Below are 20,443 nucleotides of genomic sequence, written 5' to 3'. Positions count from 1 at the left end.
TGAAACTCAGTTCGATTTAATTCTGAAACATGGATAAATCGTACTGATTTCCTCCCTATATTCATAATGACTTGTTTTAGTTTCAATAGATGTAAATCAATCAAATAGCACAGCTAATCTAAATTGAAGGAGGTAGGCTCCTTGATTGATGTAAATAATTTCCATTATATGAAAATCGGTTTAGCCTCACCTGAAAAAATCCGTTCATGGTCATACGGTGAAGTAAAAAAACCAGAAACAATCAACTATCGTACATTGAAACCAGAAAAAGATGGTCTTTTCTGTGAAAGAATTTTTGGACCTACAAAAGACTGGGAATGTAGTTGTGGTAAGTACAAACGTGTACGCTACAAAGGCATGGTCTGTGACAGATGTGGTGTAGAAGTAACTAAATCTAAAGTACGTCGTGAAAGAATGGGACACATTGAATTAGCTGCTCCAGTTTCACATATTTGGTATTTCAAAGGTATTCCAAGTCGTATGGGTCTTTTATTAGACATGTCTCCTAGAGCATTAGAAGAAGTGATTTACTTCGCTTCATATGTTGTTGTAGATCCAGGCCCAACTGGCTTAGAGAAAAAATCTTTACTATCTGAAGCTGAATTCAGAGATTATTATGATAAATATCCAGGCCAATTTGTCGCTAAAATGGGTGCTGAAGGTATTAAAGATTTATTAGAAGAAATCAACTTAGACGAAGAATTAAAATCATTACGTGACGAATTAGAATCTGCAACAGGTCAAAGATTGACACGTGCGATTAAACGTTTAGAAGTTGTTGAATCATTCAGAAACTCTGGTAATAACCCAGCATGGATGATTTTAGATGTACTTCCAATTATTCCACCAGAAATCCGTCCAATGGTTCAGTTAGATGGTGGACGTTTCGCAACAAGTGATTTAAATGACTTATACCGTCGTGTAATTAACCGTAACAACCGTTTGAAACGTTTATTTGACTTAGGTGCTCCTGGCATCATCGTTCAAAACGAAAAACGTATGTTACAAGAAGCTGTAGATGCTTTAATTGACAACGGTCGTCGTGGTCGTCCAGTTACTGGTCCAGGTAACAGACCATTGAAATCTCTTTCACATATGCTGAAAGGTAAACAAGGTCGTTTCCGTCAAAACTTACTTGGTAAACGTGTTGACTATTCAGGTCGTTCAGTTATTGCAGTTGGACCAAGCTTGAAAATGTATCAATGTGGATTACCTAAAGAAATGGCACTTGAATTGTTCAAACCATTCGTAATGAAAGAATTAGTTCAACGTGAAATTGCTACGAACATCAAAAACGCTAAAAGTAAAATTGAACGTATGGACGATGAAGTTTGGGACGTATTGGAAGATGTAATCAGAGAACATCCTGTATTACTTAACCGTGCACCTACACTTCACAGATTAGGTATCCAAGCATTTGAACCTACATTAGTTGAAGGTCGTGCTATCCGTCTTCACCCACTTGTAACAACAGCTTACAACGCGGACTTTGACGGTGACCAAATGGCTGTTCACGTTCCTTTATCTAAAGAAGCACAAGCTGAAGCACGTATGTTAATGCTAGCTGCGCAAAACATCTTGAACCCTAAAGATGGTAAACCTGTTGTAACACCATCACAAGATATGGTACTAGGTAACTATTACCTTACTTTAGAACGTAAAGATGCAGTAAACACTGGCGTAATCTTTAATGATACTAATGAAGTGCTTAAAGCATATGCAAATGGTTATGTACATTTACACACTCGTATTGGTGTGCATGCGAAATCATTTAATAACCCTACATTCACAGAAGCTCAAAACAACAAAATTTTAGCTACTTCAGTAGGTAAAGTGATCTTCAATGAAATCATTCCTGATTCATTCGCATTTATTAATGAACCTAGCCAAACTAATCTTGAAGGTAAAACACCAGATAAATACTTTATTGATCCAACTCAATTAGGTGAAGGTGGACTTAAAGCTTACTTTGAAGAACAAGAACTTATTGAACCATTCAATAAAAAATTCTTAGGTAATATTATTGCCGAAGTCTTCAATAGATTTAGCATCACTGACACATCTATGATGCTTGACCGTATGAAAGATTTAGGTTTCAAATTCTCATCTAAAGCTGGTATTACTGTTGGTGTAGCAGATATTGTTGTACTTCCAGATAAACAAGATATCTTAGATGAACATGAAAAATTAGTTGAACGCGTATCTAAACAATTTAACCGTGGTTTAATTACTGAAGATGAACGTTATAATGCGGTTGTTGAAATTTGGACAGATGCCAAAGATCAAATTCAAGGCGAATTAATGCAATCACTTGAGAAAACAAACCCAATCTTCATGATGAGTGACTCTGGTGCCCGTGGTAACGCATCTAACTTTACTCAGTTAGCTGGTATGCGTGGTTTAATGGCCGCTCCATCAGGTAAAATTATCGAGTTACCTATCACATCTTCATTCCGTGAAGGTTTAACGGTATTAGAATACTTCATCTCTACTCACGGTGCGCGTAAAGGTCTTGCCGATACAGCCCTTAAAACAGCTGACTCTGGTTACCTTACTCGTCGTCTTGTTGACGTTGCACAAGATGTTATCGTTCGTGAAGAAGACTGTGGTACAGACCGTGGTTTACTCGTTTCTGATATCAAAGAAGGTACAGAAATGATCGAACCATTCATCGAACGTATTGAAGGACGTTACTCAAAAGAAACAATTCGTCATCCTGAAACGGATGAAATTATCATTCGTCCTGATGAATTAATTACAGCTGAAATTGCTAAGAAAATCACTGATGCAGGCATTGAACAAATGTACATCCGCTCAGCATTTACTTGTAACACACGTCACGGTGTTTGTGAAAAATGTTACGGTAAAAACCTTGCAACAGGTGAAAAAGTTGAAGTGGGTGAAGCAGTTGGTACAATCGCTGCGCAATCAATCGGTGAACCTGGTACCCAACTTACAATGCGTACATTCCATACAGGTGGTGTAGCAGGAAGCGATATCACTCAAGGTCTTCCTCGTATCCAAGAGATTTTCGAAGCACGTAATCCTAAAGGTCAAGCCGTGATTACTGAAATCGAAGGTGTCGTTGAAGATATTAAATTAGCTAAAGACCGTCAACAAGAAATTGTTGTTAAAGGTGCTAATGAAACAAGATCTTACTTAGCTTCAGGTACTTCTAGATTGAAAGTAGAAATCGGTCAATCAGTTGAACGTGGTGAAGTGTTAACAGAAGGTTCAATCGAGCCTAAGAACTTCTTAGCCGTTGCTGGTTTAAATGCAACTGAAAGCTACTTACTTAAAGAAGTTCAAAAAGTTTATCGTATGCAAGGTGTAGAAATCGACGATAAACACGTTGAAGTAATGGTAAGACAAATGCTACGTAAAGTTAGAATCATTGAAGCTGGCGATACTAAGTTATTACCTGGTTCATTGGTTGATATTCATAACTTTACAGATGCAAACAGAGAAGCATTTAAAGAACGTAAACGTCCAGCAACAGCTAAACCAGTATTGCTTGGTATTACTAAAGCTTCTCTTGAAACAGAAAGCTTCTTATCAGCAGCGTCATTCCAAGAAACGACACGTGTGCTTACAGATGCAGCTATCAAAGGTAAACGTGATGACTTACTTGGACTTAAAGAGAACGTTATCATCGGTAAGTTAATTCCAGCTGGTACTGGTATGAGACGTTATAGCGACGTTAAATACGATAAAGCGGAAACACCAGTTACTGAAACTGAAGAAGCCGAAGTTATTGAATAAACTATGAAATAAAGCCTATTAGGAATTATTTTCATAATTGACGAGACGGGACATATCTAACTTTTAAAGAGGTAGTCTCGCTCTCGTTCTTTATTTTTTAAAATGAGTAAAAAGTCTACAAAAAATGTTGACTTGATACTTCAATAAGTGTTATTATTGTAAAGGTTGATGCAAGCAGAACTTTGGAGGATATTTTAATGTCTAATGAAAAAGTTGCACGCTTTAACAAACAACACTATGTAGTTGGTCTTAAAGAAACGCTTAAAGCGTTAAATAGAGATCAAGTTGCATCTTTGATTATTGCTCAAGACGTTGAGGTACATTTGTTAGCTCACGTATTTAGTTTAATCAATCATAAAAATATACCTATCACTTATTATCAAAGCAAACATGCTTTAGGTAACTATGTAGGTATTAATGTTAATGCAACCATTGTTGCGTTATTGAATGAGAATTAGTAAGTATTTTGCTTACTAAATTTTATTTAACCTAAAAATGAACCACCTGGATGTGTGGAATTAAAAAGTGAAGAGAGGAGGACATTTCAATGCCAACTATTAACCAATTAGTACGTAAACCTAGACAAAGCAAATCTAAAAAATCAGATTCACCAGCTTTAAACAAAGGTTTTAATAGTAAAAAGAAACAATTTACTAACTTAAACTCACCTCAAAAACGTGGTGTTTGTACTCGTGTAGGTACTATGACACCTAAAAAACCTAACTCAGCGTTACGTAAATATGCACGTGTGCGTTTATCAAACAATATTGAAATCAACGCATACATCCCTGGTATCGGCCATAACTTACAAGAACACAGTGTAGTACTTGTACGTGGTGGACGTGTAAAAGACTTACCTGGTGTGCGTTACCACATCGTACGTGGTGCACTTGATACTTCAGGTGTTGACGGACGTAGACAAGGCCGTTCATTATACGGAACTAAAAAACCTAAAAATTAAGTTTAAGATTGTGTAAATTTTAATTTCAATTTTTAATAATATACTATAATAGGAAGGGAGGATTTTAATTATGCCTCGTAAAGGATCAGTACCTAAAAGAGACGTATTACCAGATCCAATTCATAACTCTAAATTAGTTACAAAATTGATCAACAAAATCATGTTAGATGGTAAACGCGGAACAGCACAAAGAATTCTTTATTCAGCATTTGACCTTGTAGAACAACGCAGTGGTCGTGATGCTTTAGAAGTATTTGAAGAAGCAATCAACAACATTATGCCAGTATTAGAAGTAAAAGCTCGTCGTGTGGGTGGTTCAAACTACCAAGTACCAGTTGAGGTTCGCCCTGAACGTCGTACAACTCTAGGATTACGTTGGTTAGTAAACTACGCGCGTCTTCGTGGTGAAAAAACTATGGAAGATCGTTTAGCTAACGAAATCTTAGATGCTGCTAATAATACAGGTGGTGCCGTTAAGAAACGTGAGGACACTCACAAAATGGCTGAAGCGAACAAAGCATTCGCTCACTACCGCTGGTAAGATTAAAGCTTTAACCCTGAGTGTGTTCCGTCACATTGGTTTACCAAATAAGATGGCTCATGCTTAGGGCATCGCCATATTCAATAGTACTTATTCAGTAATTACTGGAAGGAGAAAAACAATGGCTAGAGACTTTTCTTTGAAAAACACTCGTAATATCGGTATCATGGCTCACATCGATGCTGGTAAAACAACTACGACTGAACGTATTCTTTACTATACAGGTCGTATCCACAAAATTGGTGAAACACACGAAGGTGCTTCACAAATGGACTGGATGGAACAAGAACAAGACCGTGGTATTACAATCACATCAGCTGCTACAACAGCTCAATGGGATGGCCACCGTGTAAACATTATCGATACTCCAGGACACGTAGACTTCACTGTAGAGGTTGAACGTTCATTACGTGTACTTGATGGTGCGGTTACTGTACTTGATGCGCAATCAGGTGTAGAACCTCAAACTGAAACTGTTTGGCGTCAAGCTACAACATACGGTGTACCTCGTATCGTATTCGTAAACAAAATGGATAAATTAGGCGCTAACTTCGATTACTCTGTAAGCACATTACATGATCGTTTAGATGCTAACGCTGCACCTATCCAATTACCAATTGGTGCCGAAGATGAATTTGAAGCTATCATTGACTTAGTTGAAATGAAATGTTTCAAATATACAAACGACTTAGGTACTGAAATTGACGAAATTGAAATTCCTGAAGATCACAAAGAAAGAGCAGAAGAAGCTCGTTCTAATTTAATCGAAGCAGTTGCTGAAACTAACGACGATTTAATGGAAAAATATCTTGGTGACGAAGAAATTTCAGTTGAAGAATTAAAAGATGCTATCCGCCAAGCAACTACTGACGTAGAATTCTACCCAGTACTTTGTGGTACAGCATTCAAAAACAAAGGTGTTCAATTAATGCTTAACGCAGTAATTGACTACTTACCATCACCTTTAGATGTTAAACCAATTGTTGGTCACCGTGCTGACAATCCTGAAGAAGAAGTCATTGCTAAACCAGACGATTCAGCTGAATTCGCTGCATTAGCATTTAAAGTTATGACTGACCCTTATGTTGGTAAATTAACTTTCTTCCGTGTATATTCAGGTACTTTAACATCAGGTTCTTACATTAAGAACTCAACTAAAGACAAACGTGAACGTGTAGGTCGTTTATTACAAATGCACGCTAACTCACGTCAAGAAATCGATACTGTTTACTCAGGCGATATCGCTGCTGCAGTTGGTCTTAAAGATACAGGTACTGGTGACACATTATGTGGTGAAAAGAATGACATTATTTTAGAATCAATGGAATTCCCTGAACCAGTTATCCACTTATCAGTAGAACCTAAATCTAAAGCTGACCAAGATAAAATGACTCAAGCTTTAGTTAAATTACAAGAAGAAGACCCTACTTTCCATGCACACACAGATGAAGAAACTGGACAAGTTATCATCGGTGGTATGGGTGAGTTACACTTAGACATCTTAGTTGACCGTATGAAGAAAGAATTCAACGTTGAATGTAATGTAGGTGCGCCAATGGTTTCATACCGTGAAACATTCAAGCAATCTGCACAAGTTCAAGGTAAATTCTCTCGTCAATCTGGTGGTCGTGGTCAATACGGTGATGTTCACATTGAATTCACACCAAACGAAACTGGCGCAGGTTTCGAATTCGAAAACGCTATCGTTGGTGGTGTAGTTCCTCGTGAATACATTCCATCAGTTGAAGCTGGTCTTAAAGATGCTATGGAAAACGGTGTCTTAGCTGGATATCCATTAATCGATGTTAAAGCTAAATTATTTGATGGTTCATACCATGATGTCGATTCATCAGAAATGGCCTTCAAAATTGCTGCATCATTAGCGCTTAAAGAAGCTGCTAAAAAATGTGATCCAGTTATCTTAGAACCAATGATGAAAGTAACAATCGAAATGCCTGAAGAATACATGGGCGATATCATGGGTGACGTAACAGCTCGTCGTGGACGTGTTGATGGTATGGAACCTCGTGGTAATGCACAAGTTGTTAACGCTTATGTACCACTTTCAGAAATGTTCGGTTATGCAACTTCATTACGTTCTAACACTCAAGGTCGCGGTACTTACACAATGTACTTCGATCACTATGCAGAAGTTCCAAAATCAATCGCTGATGATATCATCAAAAAAAATAAAGGTGAATAATTAAACTTGTTTTAACTAGATTTTCTAGGTAAAATACAGCGTATGCTTATTCTTTAAGCAAACACCTTTATGAATTGATTTTTTACTGAAAATGCATTATAAATGAATTATGAATTCTAACAATCATTATGTCTCATGATGGTGAGAAACTATCATGAGAGATAATATTGAAATAACTTTTACTAGAATAGGAGAGATTTAATAATGGCAAAAGAAAAATTTGATCGCTCAAAAGAACATGCCAATATTGGTACTATCGGTCACGTTGACCATGGTAAAACTACTTTAACAGCTGCTATCGCAACTGTATTAGCTAAAAATGGTGACACTGTAGCACAATCATATGACATGATTGACAACGCTCCAGAAGAAAAAGAACGTGGTATCACAATCAATACTGCACACATCGAATACCAAACTGACAAACGTCACTATGCTCACGTTGACTGCCCAGGACACGCTGACTATGTTAAAAACATGATCACTGGTGCTGCTCAAATGGACGGCGGTATCTTAGTAGTATCTGCTGCTGACGGTCCAATGCCACAAACTCGTGAACACATTCTTTTATCACGTAACGTTGGTGTACCAGCATTAGTAGTATTCTTAAACAAAGTTGACATGGTTGACGATGAAGAATTATTAGAATTAGTTGAAATGGAAGTACGTGACTTATTATCTGAATACGACTTCCCAGGTGACGACGTACCTGTAATCGCTGGTTCAGCTTTAAAAGCTTTAGAAGGCGACGAAAAATACGAAGAAAAAATCTTAGAATTAATGCAAGCAGTTGATGATTACATTCCAACTCCAGAACGTGATTCTGACAAACCATTCATGATGCCAGTTGAGGACGTATTCTCAATCACTGGTCGTGGTACTGTTGCTACAGGCCGTGTTGAACGTGGTCAAATCAAAGTTGGTGAAGAAGTTGAAATCATTGGTATCCATGACACTTCTAAAACAACTGTTACTGGTGTAGAAATGTTCCGTAAATTATTAGACTACGCTGAAGCTGGTGACAACATCGGTGCATTATTACGTGGTGTTGCTCGTGAAGACGTACAACGTGGTCAAGTATTAGCTGCTCCAGGTTCAATCACACCTCACACAAAATTCAAAGCAGACGTATACGTTTTATCTAAAGACGAAGGTGGACGTCACACTCCATTCTTCACAAACTATCGTCCACAATTCTATTTCCGTACTACTGACGTAACTGGTGTTGTTAACTTACCAGAAGGTACTGAAATGGTTATGCCTGGCGACAACGTTGAAATGACAGTAGAATTAATCGCTCCTATCGCGATTGAAGACGGTACTCGTTTCTCAATCCGTGAAGGTGGACGTACTGTAGGATCAGGCGTTGTAACTGAAATCATCGAATAATTTTAATTATTCTTTATTTCAAAGACTCCCTTTAAGGGAGTCTTTTTTTTGGAGAAGAACAGAAATTAAAATAATTGGTTGTCCTCTCCCAGCTTGCTTAGTTTATAGAATTTCTTGATGAGATTCCCTTTGCTAGGGATCTACCGTCAAGTATGACTAGATTTAAAAAACTCTTGATTCAAGCGCATTTTAAATTTAAAACAGCCAGCTACTGCCTAAATGTTTAAAGAGGCTAAGACAATTCATTTTGTTTTAGTCTCTTTTTATATGCTCGATAATTGGCACTATTGTGTTTCTATATGATTAATAACTATAGCTATCACAGTTTGTTATATATAAATATTACTTCCTTTTATATAAAAATGGGGGTGGGACAGAATTCTTTTTAAATTCGTTGTCCCACCCCCGCAAGGGTGACTAGAACTGAGAAAAGCTTGAATTAAGCGCCTTCTCAGTTCAGTCAGCTACTGCGAATTTGCAAAATAGCTTCATTATATTATTTTTGTGCCAGCCTCATTGTTCCATTAAGCTAAACGATTCAATTTTAAAACACATTTTCAATTTCTAATATTTTCAAGAACTCACTAGCAGCATACTTAAATGCAGCTTCATCTATATCAAAATGTGGGTTATGATGTGGTGCTGTAATACCTTTATCTTTATTACCACATCCAGTTAAGAAGAATGCCCCTGGGCGGACTTTTAAATAGTGAGAAAAGTCTTCACCAATCATCATTAACTCAGATTCATTGAAGCGTAGATGTAAGTCATTTGCAGCTTGTTTGACTACCTCATATGCATTGACATGATTGTGTACTGGTAAATAGCCACGAATATATTCTAAGTCGTAAGTGATATCATTAGCTAATGCCAAGCCTTGTAATAGTTTATCCATCTTATGTTGAATGTGTGATTGTAATTCTGTATCAAATGTGCGCACAGTCCCTTTACAAAAAGCACTATCGGGAATAACACTATCAGACGATCCAGCTTGAATCATTCCGAATGTAAGGACAGCTTCTTTAACAGGATCGATTGTTCTAGAAATAATTTTTTGCGCACTGAGAATAAACTCAGCCATAATTACAATTGGGTCAATGGTTTCATGCGGTTTAGCGCCATGCCCCCCTTTACCTTTAATCGTAACCGAGAATTCATCTGGTGATGCCATAATTGCACCAGGTCTTGAATAAATCGTACCTGTACTATAGCCGCTCCATAAATGTGTACCATAAATTTTATCAACACCATTTAAGCAACCATCATCAATCATTTCTTGAGAGCCACCTGGCATAATTTCTTCACCGTATTGGAAGATAAAGACCACATTCCCTTTTAATAAATGGCGATGTTCATGCACAATCTCAGCGACGCCTAATAATATCGCAGTATGGCCATCATGACCACATGCATGCATCAATCCATCATTCTTCGATTTATAAGGTACATCGTTAAGTTCTTGTACAGGTAGTGCGTCGAAGTCAGCACGAAATGCAATTGTTGGTCCTTCTTCTTTACCTTTGAATGTTGCTTTAATGCCATTACGTCCAATAGGTGATTCAATTTTACAATCAAGATGACTAAGCTGATTTAGAATATAGTTATGCGTCCAAGTTTCCTCGAAAGAAGGTTCAGGATATTGATGCATATAGCGACGCATCTGAATCATTCTATTTTCCTTATTACTGGCTAATTGAAACCAATCTAACACATGAACCACTTCTTCCTAATTATTATGAATTTTAGTATATCAAATTCTAATTCAACTCAATAGATTAATTCGGTATTTTCTGGAAAATGAAGGTAAATATACATGTTGTATGAACAGTTGTACATGACGTAAAGAATATTCAATATATTGAATTAACTGGAATGATAGTGCTTTCATGTTCAAGAAAAATCAGTTATGATTATGTTGATAAATAAATGCAAAGGGGATATGAATATGGTTCAATCACTACACAACTTTTTAGAAGAAAATATTCAATATTTAAAAGACAATGGATTATATAACGAAATCGATTCAATCGAAGGTGCGAATGGTCCAGAAATTACAATCAATGGGAAACAATATATTAATTTATCATCAAATAACTATTTAGGACTAGCAACAAACGAAGATTTAAAATCTGCAGCTAAACATGCAATTGATTCACACGGTGTTGGCGCTGGTGCTGTACGTTCAATTAACGGTACATTAGACTTACATGATGAGTTAGAAGAAACATTAGCTAAGTTCAAAGGTACTGAAGCTGCTATTGCTTATCAATCAGGATTTAACTGTAACATGGCAGCTATTTCAGCAGTAATGAACAAAAATGACGCAATCCTTTCAGATGAATTAAACCACGCATCTATTATTGATGGATGTCGTTTATCTAAAGCTAAAATCATCCGTGTTAACCACTCAGATATGGATGATTTAAGAGCGAAAGCGAAAGAAGCTGTTGAATCAGGTCAATACAATAAAGTTATGTACATCACAGATGGTGTATTTAGTATGGACGGAGACGTTGCTAAATTACCTGAAATCGTTGAAATTGCTGAAGAATTTGGCTTAATTACTTACGTTGATGATGCGCATGGTTCAGGTGTAATGGGTAAAGGTGCTGGTACAGTTAAACATTTCGGTTTACAAGATAAAATCGACTTCCAAATCGGTACACTTTCAAAAGCAATCGGTGTAGTTGGTGGTTATGTAGCAGGTACTAAAGAACTTATCGACTGGTTAAAAGCTCAATCAAGACCATTCTTATTCTCAACTTCATTAGCTCCTGGAGATACTAAAGCAATTACTGAAGCTGTGAAAAAATTAATGGCTTCTACTGAATTACACGATCAATTATGGGATAATGCGAAATATTTAAAAGACGGCTTAGCTAAACTTGGTTTCAATACTGGTGAATCAGAAACACCAATTACGCCAGTTATTATTGGAGACGAAAAAGAAACACAAGAATTTAGTAAACGACTTAAAGACGAAGGTGTATATGTTAAATCTATCGTCTTCCCAACAGTACCACGTGGTACAGGACGTGTAAGAAATATGCCTACAGCAGCGCATACGAAAGAAATGTTAGACAAAGCAATTGCTGCCTATGAAAAAGTTGGTAAAGAACTAGGTACAATTAAATAATAATATAAGAGAGAGTTATTTTTAGGCTGGGACGATTATGATCGTTCCAGTCTATTTTTATTGTGATATAACAAAGATAACTCAAAATGTCGTTTGTTAATAGATGAGGTGGAGATATTTATTTTGGTAAAATAATGTTATAGTTCATCATCTTAAAATGTGAAATATCAAATTAACATATAATTTAGAAGGTGGTGTGTTAATGCTAAATCTAAGACAGTTAAGCTATTCAGATAAAGTGGCTTTAATGAAGTACCTCCAAGAATGGTATGTTCATGATGAACCCATAGTGCCTTCCAACACAGACTTGTCGAAGTATGAGTCATTTGAGCACATGGTAGACCATCTAAATAATATAGAGATTGATGATGATTGGGTACCAACGACCACACTATTTTGCTTTGAAAATGGAGCTATTGTTGGTGCAGTCGATATTCGTCATCACTTAAATCGACGCTTAGTAAACATTGGCGGACATGTGGGTTATGGCGTGTGTCAGTCACGTAGAGGACACGGCATTGCTTCATTTATGTTGCAAGAGGCGAAGCTATTGTTAAAAGAACTAGGTGTAAACAAAGTATTAATGACTACAAATCCTAAGAACACTGCCTCACAAAAAGTGATTAACAAACATGGCGGATATGAAATCGAACCATATGTCAAAAAGAATGGTAATTTAGTAAGTCGATTTGAAATTCCTAATGAATGAAGGTTGGATGAATGAAAGATTTAAAAGTAGTATATGCATTGATACAAGATGAAGCAGGAAATATTTTACTCGTTCATAATACAGATGGTGGTGGCTGGTCACTACCCGGTGGTAAAGTTGAGTATGGAGAAACGTTAGTTGAAGCATTGAAACGTGAAGTTAGAGAAGAAACAGGCTTAGCTATTGAAGTTAAGGACGTAGTGAGTATTAATGAAGGTAAATCGACACAAATGAATGTCCATACACTTTTTATTATGTTTAAAGCAAAAGTACATGATTATACAACAGAAATTCAAATGAAAGATGAAATTTCGACATTACGTTGGTTGCCAATCGAAGAAGCGGATGAAAAGTTAGTATATTACCATCATAGTTTGCGTGTATTTCTAAATAATCACGCTACTTATTATGATGAAGGACTTGTAGATTAAAGTGGGAAAAGAAGCGGTTCAATCAAAATGACTAGTTTAAGCAAGTTAAATTAGCCTTTTCATCCTATCAACATACGTGAATTAAAACTGTTACATAATAAGATGATAAATGAGTGGCTTGACGGGTAAATAATGAATAACGACAAAGCATTTGATGGAGGAATTAATATGTTAGTTTTGAATGAGCAAGATCAACGAGCATTACTAGATATGAAAGAAGTGATTGATGAAGTTGCCAATTCGTTAAAAGCATTCTCAGAAGGTAAGACAGAAACGCCACTACGCTATGTCCTACCATTTAATGATGATAATCGCTATTTAGTCATGCCAGCTTTATCCGATGATCTTAAAATCGTTGGCATTAAAACCGTTACATTTGCGCCTGATAACCCTAAAAAGGGCAAGAAAACGATAACAGGTTCAGTCCTTTTAAGTGACTATGAGACGGGAGAAACGCTTGCTGTGTTAGATGGCAGTTATTTAACACAAATACGTACTGGCGCAATTTCAGGCGTAGCAACGCAATACTTGGCTCGCAAAGATGCTAAAACGTTATGTGTTATTGGTGCTGGTGATCAGGCTAGGGGTTTAATTGCAGCTGTTATGGCTGTGAGACATATCGATATGATTCACTTTTCAAGTCGTACGACATCGAATGCGGAAGTATTAGCACAAGAAGTAGCGGAAACATATCATGTCGCAACGAAAGTCTTTGATCAAGCGGATGATGCCATAGCAGAAGCGGACATTGTAGTAACTGCTACAAATTCGAATAATCCCGTATTTTCTCATACTTTACATCCAGGTGTTCACTTAAATGCAGTAGGCTCTTTCAAACCAGATATGCAGGAATTACCTACTGAATCAATGATGGTAGCTAACAAAATTGTGGTTGAATCTACTGAAGCTGCAATGGAAGAAACAGGCGATTTAAAGGTACCTCAAGAAGAAGGAATTATCACACAAGCATCTTTACATGGCGAACTTGGTGATATTGTTGCAGGTAAAATTTCAGGACGTGAGAGTGATGAAGAAGTGACACTCTTTAAATCTGTTGGCCTTGCTATTGTAGATATAGTGGTTGCTAATTATTTTTATAAAAAAGCGATTGAAAAGCAGGATAAATAGTTGAATGTCACAACAATCTTAATATAACGACAACAAACCGTGAGTGAGACAATGCATTTAGTGTCCCATTCACGGTTTATTAATTATTAAAAATTATGCTGATTTTTTGCGTTGACGACAATATATCAATCCAGTTCCAGTTACAACAAGTAAGATTGCGATACCATGTTCTAATGTATCATCTGTATTACCTGTATTAGGTAGCTGTGTTAATGATTCATTATAGAGCGCCATTGTTTGAAGTGCGTTGCTCGTGTGATGATTTTGCTGATGCATCATATGATACGCACCTGCATGCTGTTCAAAGGCGTGATTTGATAATTGAATCACTTTGTTGTAATGATTTGAAGCTACAGGATAACCACAATGCTGATGTGTAGATGTATGGGTAGTGTTGATGACCATTGGTTGTGCATCATTATGGTGATGCTTCCCATTAGAACTTGATGGCACTTGCATTTGTTGATGACCACCATTAGCTACGTTAGGAAGTTCGATGATATTTCCATTAGCTTGATGTGTATCTTTATGCGCTGGTTGTTGTCCATGCTGACTATTATGTTTCGAATCATCATTCGTATTATTATTTGGCATTTGTTGACCGCTACCTGCGTGACCTGTTGAATGATTGTTACTATCTTGAGTTGCTTCACCAGTATTTGGCTGCTCAGCACTTTCAGGCGCTCCGTTGATAATACGTACAGGTTCAACTGTATCATATTTACTCAAATCGGTTTCTTTAATGTATTGCGCGACAACTTCATCTAATGAGATGCCTTCTTCACGTTGACCACCAAACATATCATAGCCATCACCTTGATTAGCCGTGAAATCATTTGTTGTTACATAATACGTGCGGTTAGGGTCTAAATCTTCATAGCGACCATTTTCTTTATTCAATACTTTAATTACATTAATACGTTGTCCAGATGCTTTGTCGATATCGTAATATACTTTTAGTGAATCAGAAATTTGTAAGAAACCACCATTAGCAGTTAAGACTTTCTTACCATCTTGCATATCTGTTTCAGCACTTAAACTATGTTCAAATGCTTTTAACACATCTGAGCCCTTAACTTGAATTTGAGAAATTAAATTTCCGAATGGTAATACAGTAATAATATCATTTTCTGTAACTTTACCTTTGTCGATTGAAGCACGTATGCCACCACCGTTAGTGATTGCGAAATCAGAAGGGTGTGAGAAATGTTTAGAGGCATATGCTTCCATAGCGTCTGTAATTAAATTCCCTAAATTGGTTTCTTGTGTACGTGCTTGTGCGCGTTCGCCATTTAACTTCACTGTATTATTAGGGATAACGACAGTGGATGTTGCTTTCAAGAACGCATCATTTGCTTTCTTAGTTTGTGCTTCGATTTGTGAGTCAGGTGTCACATGCTCAGCATCAGCGACATTAATTAATGATGCTTCGACATTCGTTGCTTGCTTATCTTTAAAATTAAAATCAATACGGCCTACATTTTCGAGGGCTGTTCCTGTTTGCGCGAGTATATTGTTAGCACCGAAGTGTTGACCGTGATCAATGACTGTATGTGAATGACCATCGATGACAAAGATAGGCTGTGTAAATGAACGGTCTTTCGTCAGCTGCTCGATTAAATAATCACCACGCCAACGTTCTTGTGTTGATTTATCCACACCTAAGTGTGATAAGACAACGAATATATCTACATGATCTTTAATTTGATTCATAGCTTGTTTGACACTGGTTAACGGATCTTTAAATTCCACACCTTCAACTGCACTAGGTGATGTTTTAGTTTTGGTTTCAGGTGTTGTGACACCCACAATACCATAACGGACATTGTTTTTAGTTACGATTGTGGAAGGATTAAAAATACGTTTACCGTTTTTATAGATATTGGATGAAATGATAGGGAAATTTAACTGTTTCTGTAATTTAAGTAATTGGTCATAGCCAAAGTCAAATTCATGATTTCCGACAGTCATCGCATCGTAACCGACATTATTCATAGCTTTAGCCATTTCCTCACCTTTAGAGTTGTTAGAAACAGGTAATCCTTGAAATGCATCGCCAGAATCAACCATTAAATCAGGATGATATTTGTCTTTGAGTCCCTTTACTTTAGCCATTCCGATGACACGACCATCTTCTTCAACGAAACGACCATGAATATCATTTGTATGTAAAATTGTGTGTTTATCTTTGTTGTTAGAAGCTGTTGTTGCTTTCTTATTCGCAGCAACATCATTCGTCTTCATAGCTGTTTGCTTTGAAGTAGCATCACTGTGTTTAGGTGCTTGTTTTGAAACAGGTGTAGCGTGTTGTGATACAGCAACATCATGACTTTGTTGTTGCGTTGCTTCTTCTGGCGATGATGTAACTTTCGTCGGCGTAGATGCCTTTGGCGGTGTAACTTGTGCTGACTTAGAAGCTTCAGTTGTTGAAGATGATGTGTTTACCTTAGTATCTTGCGACGATTGAACTTCATTTGAAGTCGGTTCAGGCAATGCTTTTTCATCTGAAAAGGCAGAACCCTGAGATGAAGCATTGTGCTTCTCTGAAGTAGTATGTTGTGTTGTAGACGTTGTAACATCAGGATGTGGCGTCGTTTGAGACGACGATGTGATGTCATCATGATGTGAAATTGCATCAGACTTTATTGCCGTATCCTTATTCGTCGAGTAAGCATTTACTGATGGTGCTTCTTGTGATGTTGTGTGTGATACTGCTGTGGTGTTGTTTGATTGGATTGACTCCGATTCAGCAGCATACGTTGTACCCATAGTGATACCAAATACGATAAAAAATAGTATTAAGATTGGAACAAGATATCGCTTCATATTTGCCTCCTTTATTATATGGAATTTACATTTTTATATTAGCATAAGTCACCCGTCTTAAAGCTTACGCATTCAATTATTTACGATAAATTTAAAAATGATTAATAAATCAAACACTACGATACGTAAAAATCTCTGACTTTTCAAAAAGAAATAGATTAATAAAGAATGTACTTTCTGAGTATACAAGAAAGCGCTTTTATATTATAATAAGCATGTAAATAGGGAATATGTACACCCTAAAAGGACAATTATTCGTGGTAAACACACAAAGGGAGTTTTTATTTATGGAAAGAATCGTTATTACAGGAGCGCTTGGTCAAATTGGTACTGAGCTAGTATTAAAATGTAGAGAAATTTATGGAAATGACAATGTCTTAGCTACGGATATTAGAGAACCGGAAGAGGACTCACCGGTTAATAATGGACCGTTTGAAGTATTGGATGTTACGAATCGTGAAGCGATGATGGCGAGTGTTGAGAACTTTAAAGCGGATACGTTAATGCATATGGCGGCTTTATTATCAGCAACTGCTGAGAAAAATCCATTACTAGCATGGGATTTAAATATGGGCGGTTTGATGAATGCATTAGAAACTGCTAGAACATATGAATTACATTTCTTCACACCAAGTTCTATTGGTGCGTTTGGTGATTCAACACCTAAGAAAAATACACCTCAAAATACAATCCAACAACCAACTACAATGTATGGTGTGAATAAAGTTGCTGGTGAATTATTATGCCAATATTATTTCACAAAATTTGGTGTCGATACGCGTAGTGTGAGATTCCCTGGACTTATTTCTCATGTTAAAGAACCAGGTGGCGGTACGACAGACTATGCGGTTGAAATCTATTTCGAAGCGGTAAGAAGCGGACGTTATACAAGTTATATTGCTAAAGACACATACATGGATATGATGTATATGGATGATGCGATTGATGCAATTATTAAATTAATGGAAGCAGATGCAGATAAATTAGTTACGCGTAATGGCTATAACTTAAGTGCTATGAGCTTTGAACCTGAAGAAATTAAAGCTGAAATCCAAAAACATTATCCAGATTTTGCTTTAGATTATGAAGTGGATCCAGCACGTCAAGCAATTGCAGATAGTTGGCCAGATAATATTGATACAAGCTATTCTCGTAAAGAGTGGGGCTTTGATCCTAAATACGATTTAGCTGGTATGACTGAGTTAATGTTAAAAGCGATTGAAGAAAAAGAACAAAATAAATAAAGTGTGATGTGTTGAACTGGCAGGGTGGTAACACCCTGCTAGTTTTTTGTGAAAAGGGAGCGGGACAGAATTCTTTTGAATTCGTCGTCCCACCCCCGCAAGGATGACTAGAACTGAGAAAAGCTTGATTTAAGCGCCTTCTCAGTTCAGTCAGCTACTGCGAATTTGCAAAATAGATTCATTATATTATTTATGTTCCAGGCTTTTTTGTGAAAATTGTTACTGGATAGATAATCACTCACTTAAGTTGAGATGCTTGCATAGGGAGCTGGGTTGTAAAGAAATGCTTAGATGAATATTTACTCATTCTGTTGTGATGCTTGCCTAGGGGGATGGGTCGAGCCTTGGTCTTGTAAAGTAGTTCTTAGATAGATATTCACTCGTTTAAGTTGTTTCGCTTTCCTGTGGGAAAGGCTCGTGCCTGTAGTCACTCGACACTTTCTTTTCCACTAGGAGTCTACACAACTACACTTCGTCATCTATCTTAGAACTACTTACGCAAGTGCAGTTGCACTTGTGTTCAATAAATAAGGCGCCAAGAGTCATCCAAAGTCATTCGTAGTTCATCTTTAGAATTTCTTACATAAGTGCGCTAGCACTTATGTTCATTAATAATCAACATAGGCGTCGCTCAACTACGTTCCATTATCCATTTTAGAACTACTTACCTAAGAGCTATTGCTCATAGGTTCATTAAAATTAAAGATCCCCTAGGAGTCTCCGCAACTATGTTTCGTAATCTATCTTAGAACTATTTACGTAAGTGTGTGAGCACGCAACTATGTACTATTAGTCATTTTATAATTTTCAATTTCGAAGTTGGATTTAAATTCATTATTGAAGTATGTTATTTTTGAAGTAAGGGTTTACAATTGGTATTTAGTTTGAATTTTTAGAAAATTTATTGAATCACCATTATGAGATTGCTATAATTTAATATACTATTATTAACTTAGAATGATTTAGGAGGCTTTCATCATGTCAGAAAAAGTAAAATTTGAACAACGCGACGCGCTTAAAGAAAAACCAGAAGGTAATTTAGGATTCGGTCAATACTTCACAGATTACATGTTAAGTTTTGACTATGATGCAGATCAAGGTTGGCATGATTTAAAAATTGTTCCTTATGCACCATTTGAAGTTTCACCAGCTGCACAAGGTCTTCATTATGGACAAGCTGTATTTGAAGGTTTAAAAGCTTATAAACATGAAGGCGAAGTTGTATTATTTAGACCAGATCAAAACTTCAAACGTATCAATGATTCATTAGCACGTTTAGAGATGCCTAAAGTAGATGAGGAATTATTACTAGAAGGTTTAAAACAATTAGTAGACGTTGAACGTGATTGGGTACCTGAAGGCGAAGGACAATCATTATATATTCGTCCATTTGTATTTGCCACTGAAGGTATCTTAGGTGTAAGAGCATCTCATCAATATAAATTATTAATCATTTTATCTCCATCAGGTGCTTATTATGGCGGAGACACTTTAAAAACAACTAAAATTTACGTTGAAGATGAATATGTTCGTGCCGTACGTGGTGGCGTAGGATTTGCTAAAGTAGCAGGTAACTATGCAGCAAGTTTATTAGCACAAACAAATGCTAATAATTTAGGCTATGACCAAGTGCTATGGTTAGACGGTGTAGAACAAAAATATGTTGAAGAAGTTGGTAGTATGAACATTTTCTTCGTTGAAAATGGAAAATTAGTTACACCTGCTTTAAATGGTAGTATCTTACCAGGTATTACACGTAAATCAATCATTGAATTGGCGAAAGAGTTAGGCTATGAAGTTGAAGAACGTAAAGTATCAATCGATGAGTTATTTGAAGCATACGACAAAGGTGAATTGACTGAAGTATTCGGGTCAGGTACAGCTGCCGTGATTTCACCAGTAGGTACTTTAAAATATGAAGATAGAGAAATCGTCATCAACAATAACGAACCTGGTGAAATTACTAAAAAATTATATGACACATACACTGGCATCCAAAGTGGTAAATTAGAAGATACGCATGGTTGGAGAGTCGTAGTTCCAGAATATAAATAAAGCATGTTTATTGCGCTAGAAATCTCAAGTAATTGAGGTTTCTAGCTTTTTATTTTAT

The 20,443-nt window shown here is 36.7% G+C and carries 14 protein-coding genes; 12 read left to right on the top strand and 2 right to left on the bottom strand.

The annotated features are described in order from the left end of the window. Nucleotides 1-168: 168 nt before the first annotated feature. The 6 genes from rpoC (at nucleotide 169) to tuf (ending at nucleotide 8,856) form a co-directional block, all read left to right on the top strand. The gene (rpoC, locus tag KA878_RS05055) at nucleotides 169-3,762 is read left to right on the top strand and encodes a DNA-directed RNA polymerase subunit beta' (protein ID WP_193839920.1); all 3,594 of its coding nucleotides are present in this window, start codon (nucleotides 169-171) and stop codon (nucleotides 3,760-3,762) included. A gap of 197 nt (nucleotides 3,763-3,959) precedes the next feature. Next, nucleotides 3,960-4,220: a ribosomal L7Ae/L30e/S12e/Gadd45 family protein gene (locus tag KA878_RS05050; RefSeq protein ID WP_053031031.1), complete on the top strand. Its 261-nt coding sequence runs from the start codon at nucleotides 3,960-3,962 to the stop codon at nucleotides 4,218-4,220. A gap of 89 nt (nucleotides 4,221-4,309) precedes the next feature. Next, nucleotides 4,310-4,723, top strand: a complete 414-nt coding sequence (gene rpsL / locus KA878_RS05045; protein ID WP_053031033.1) for a 30S ribosomal protein S12 — start codon at nucleotides 4,310-4,312, stop codon at nucleotides 4,721-4,723. Between the two features lie 70 nt (nucleotides 4,724-4,793). Next, nucleotides 4,794-5,264 carry a 30S ribosomal protein S7 gene (rpsG, locus tag KA878_RS05040; RefSeq protein WP_001137495.1) on the top strand — a complete coding sequence of 157 codons (471 nt, stop codon included), beginning with the start codon at nucleotides 4,794-4,796 and terminating at the stop codon, nucleotides 5,262-5,264. A gap of 121 nt (nucleotides 5,265-5,385) precedes the next feature. Further along, nucleotides 5,386-7,467 carry an elongation factor G gene (fusA, locus tag KA878_RS05035; RefSeq protein WP_070854628.1) on the top strand — a complete coding sequence of 694 codons (2,082 nt, stop codon included), beginning with the start codon at nucleotides 5,386-5,388 and terminating at the stop codon, nucleotides 7,465-7,467. A 204-nt stretch (nucleotides 7,468-7,671) separates the two neighbouring features. Further along, nucleotides 7,672-8,856: an elongation factor Tu gene (gene tuf / locus KA878_RS05030; protein WP_193839730.1), complete on the top strand. Its 1,185-nt coding sequence runs from the start codon at nucleotides 7,672-7,674 to the stop codon at nucleotides 8,854-8,856. Nucleotides 8,857-9,400: 544 nt separating this feature from the next. Here tuf and KA878_RS05025 read toward each other — a convergent pair. Continuing rightward, the gene (locus tag KA878_RS05025; RefSeq protein WP_193839729.1) at nucleotides 9,401-10,567 is read right to left on the bottom strand and encodes a M20 family metallopeptidase; all 1,167 of its coding nucleotides are present in this window, start codon (nucleotides 10,565-10,567) and stop codon (nucleotides 9,401-9,403) included. Nucleotides 10,568-10,801: 234 nt separating this feature from the next. Between KA878_RS05025 and KA878_RS05020 the strand changes: the two genes are divergently transcribed. The 4 genes from KA878_RS05020 to KA878_RS05005 all read left to right on the top strand — a co-directional run bounded on the left by KA878_RS05020 (nucleotide 10,802) and on the right by KA878_RS05005 (nucleotide 14,260). Further along, nucleotides 10,802-11,992, top strand: coding sequence for a glycine C-acetyltransferase (locus KA878_RS05020; RefSeq protein ID WP_053031038.1), 1,191 nt, complete (start codon nucleotides 10,802-10,804; stop codon nucleotides 11,990-11,992). Between the two features lie 202 nt (nucleotides 11,993-12,194). Next, nucleotides 12,195-12,701 carry a GNAT family N-acetyltransferase gene (locus tag KA878_RS05015; protein ID WP_193839728.1) on the top strand — a complete coding sequence of 169 codons (507 nt, stop codon included), beginning with the start codon at nucleotides 12,195-12,197 and terminating at the stop codon, nucleotides 12,699-12,701. 11 nt (nucleotides 12,702-12,712) lie between these two features. Continuing rightward, the gene (locus KA878_RS05010) at nucleotides 12,713-13,132 is read left to right on the top strand and encodes an NUDIX hydrolase (protein ID WP_193839727.1); all 420 of its coding nucleotides are present in this window, start codon (nucleotides 12,713-12,715) and stop codon (nucleotides 13,130-13,132) included. A 168-nt stretch (nucleotides 13,133-13,300) separates the two neighbouring features. Further along, the gene (locus tag KA878_RS05005) at nucleotides 13,301-14,260 is read left to right on the top strand and encodes an ornithine cyclodeaminase family protein (protein WP_193839726.1); all 960 of its coding nucleotides are present in this window, start codon (nucleotides 13,301-13,303) and stop codon (nucleotides 14,258-14,260) included. Nucleotides 14,261-14,353: 93 nt separating this feature from the next. On the opposite strand, the gene KA878_RS05000 is transcribed toward KA878_RS05005, so the two are convergent. Continuing rightward, complete coding sequence (locus tag KA878_RS05000) at nucleotides 14,354-17,086, bottom strand: 5'-nucleotidase C-terminal domain-containing protein (protein ID WP_193839725.1); 2,733 nt, start codon at nucleotides 17,084-17,086, stop codon at nucleotides 14,354-14,356. 287 nt (nucleotides 17,087-17,373) lie between these two features. On the opposite strand from KA878_RS05000, the gene KA878_RS04995 reads away from it, so the two are divergent. Continuing rightward, nucleotides 17,374-18,330 (top strand): L-threonine 3-dehydrogenase, encoded by a 957-nt coding sequence (locus KA878_RS04995; protein WP_193839724.1) that lies wholly within the window; start codon nucleotides 17,374-17,376, stop codon nucleotides 18,328-18,330. Between the two features lie 978 nt (nucleotides 18,331-19,308). Beyond that, a complete protein-coding gene (locus tag KA878_RS04990; protein WP_070855001.1) occupies nucleotides 19,309-20,385 on the top strand; it encodes a branched-chain amino acid aminotransferase in 1,077 nt (358 codons plus the stop codon). The last annotated feature ends 58 nt before the right edge of the window (nucleotides 20,386-20,443 follow it).

This window comes from Staphylococcus sp. GDY8P57P, assembly GCF_017892585.1.
Classification (GTDB): Bacteria; Bacillota; Bacilli; order Staphylococcales; family Staphylococcaceae; genus Staphylococcus; species Staphylococcus borealis.
The sequence above is the reverse complement of the archived record's forward strand: the minus strand, read 5'-3'. Positions and strand labels throughout refer to the sequence as shown.

Coding starts and splice junctions, on each gene's coding strand:
- rpoC (WP_193839920.1), top strand. CDS start 169: ATGAAAATCGGTTTAGCCTCACCTGAAAAAATCCGTTCATGGTCATAC.
- KA878_RS05050 (WP_053031031.1), top strand. CDS start 3,960: ATGTCTAATGAAAAAGTTGCACGCTTTAACAAACAACACTATGTAGTT.
- rpsL (WP_053031033.1), top strand. CDS start 4,310: ATGCCAACTATTAACCAATTAGTACGTAAACCTAGACAAAGCAAATCT.
- rpsG (WP_001137495.1), top strand. CDS start 4,794: ATGCCTCGTAAAGGATCAGTACCTAAAAGAGACGTATTACCAGATCCA.
- fusA (WP_070854628.1), top strand. CDS start 5,386: ATGGCTAGAGACTTTTCTTTGAAAAACACTCGTAATATCGGTATCATG.
- tuf (WP_193839730.1), top strand. CDS start 7,672: ATGGCAAAAGAAAAATTTGATCGCTCAAAAGAACATGCCAATATTGGT.
- KA878_RS05020 (WP_053031038.1), top strand. CDS start 10,802: ATGGTTCAATCACTACACAACTTTTTAGAAGAAAATATTCAATATTTA.
- KA878_RS05015 (WP_193839728.1), top strand. CDS start 12,195: ATGCTAAATCTAAGACAGTTAAGCTATTCAGATAAAGTGGCTTTAATG.
- KA878_RS05010 (WP_193839727.1), top strand. CDS start 12,713: ATGAAAGATTTAAAAGTAGTATATGCATTGATACAAGATGAAGCAGGA.
- KA878_RS05005 (WP_193839726.1), top strand. CDS start 13,301: ATGTTAGTTTTGAATGAGCAAGATCAACGAGCATTACTAGATATGAAA.
- KA878_RS05000 (WP_193839725.1), bottom strand. CDS start 17,086: ATGAAGCGATATCTTGTTCCAATCTTAATACTATTTTTTATCGTATTT.
- KA878_RS04995 (WP_193839724.1), top strand. CDS start 17,374: ATGGAAAGAATCGTTATTACAGGAGCGCTTGGTCAAATTGGTACTGAG.
- KA878_RS04990 (WP_070855001.1), top strand. CDS start 19,309: ATGTCAGAAAAAGTAAAATTTGAACAACGCGACGCGCTTAAAGAAAAA.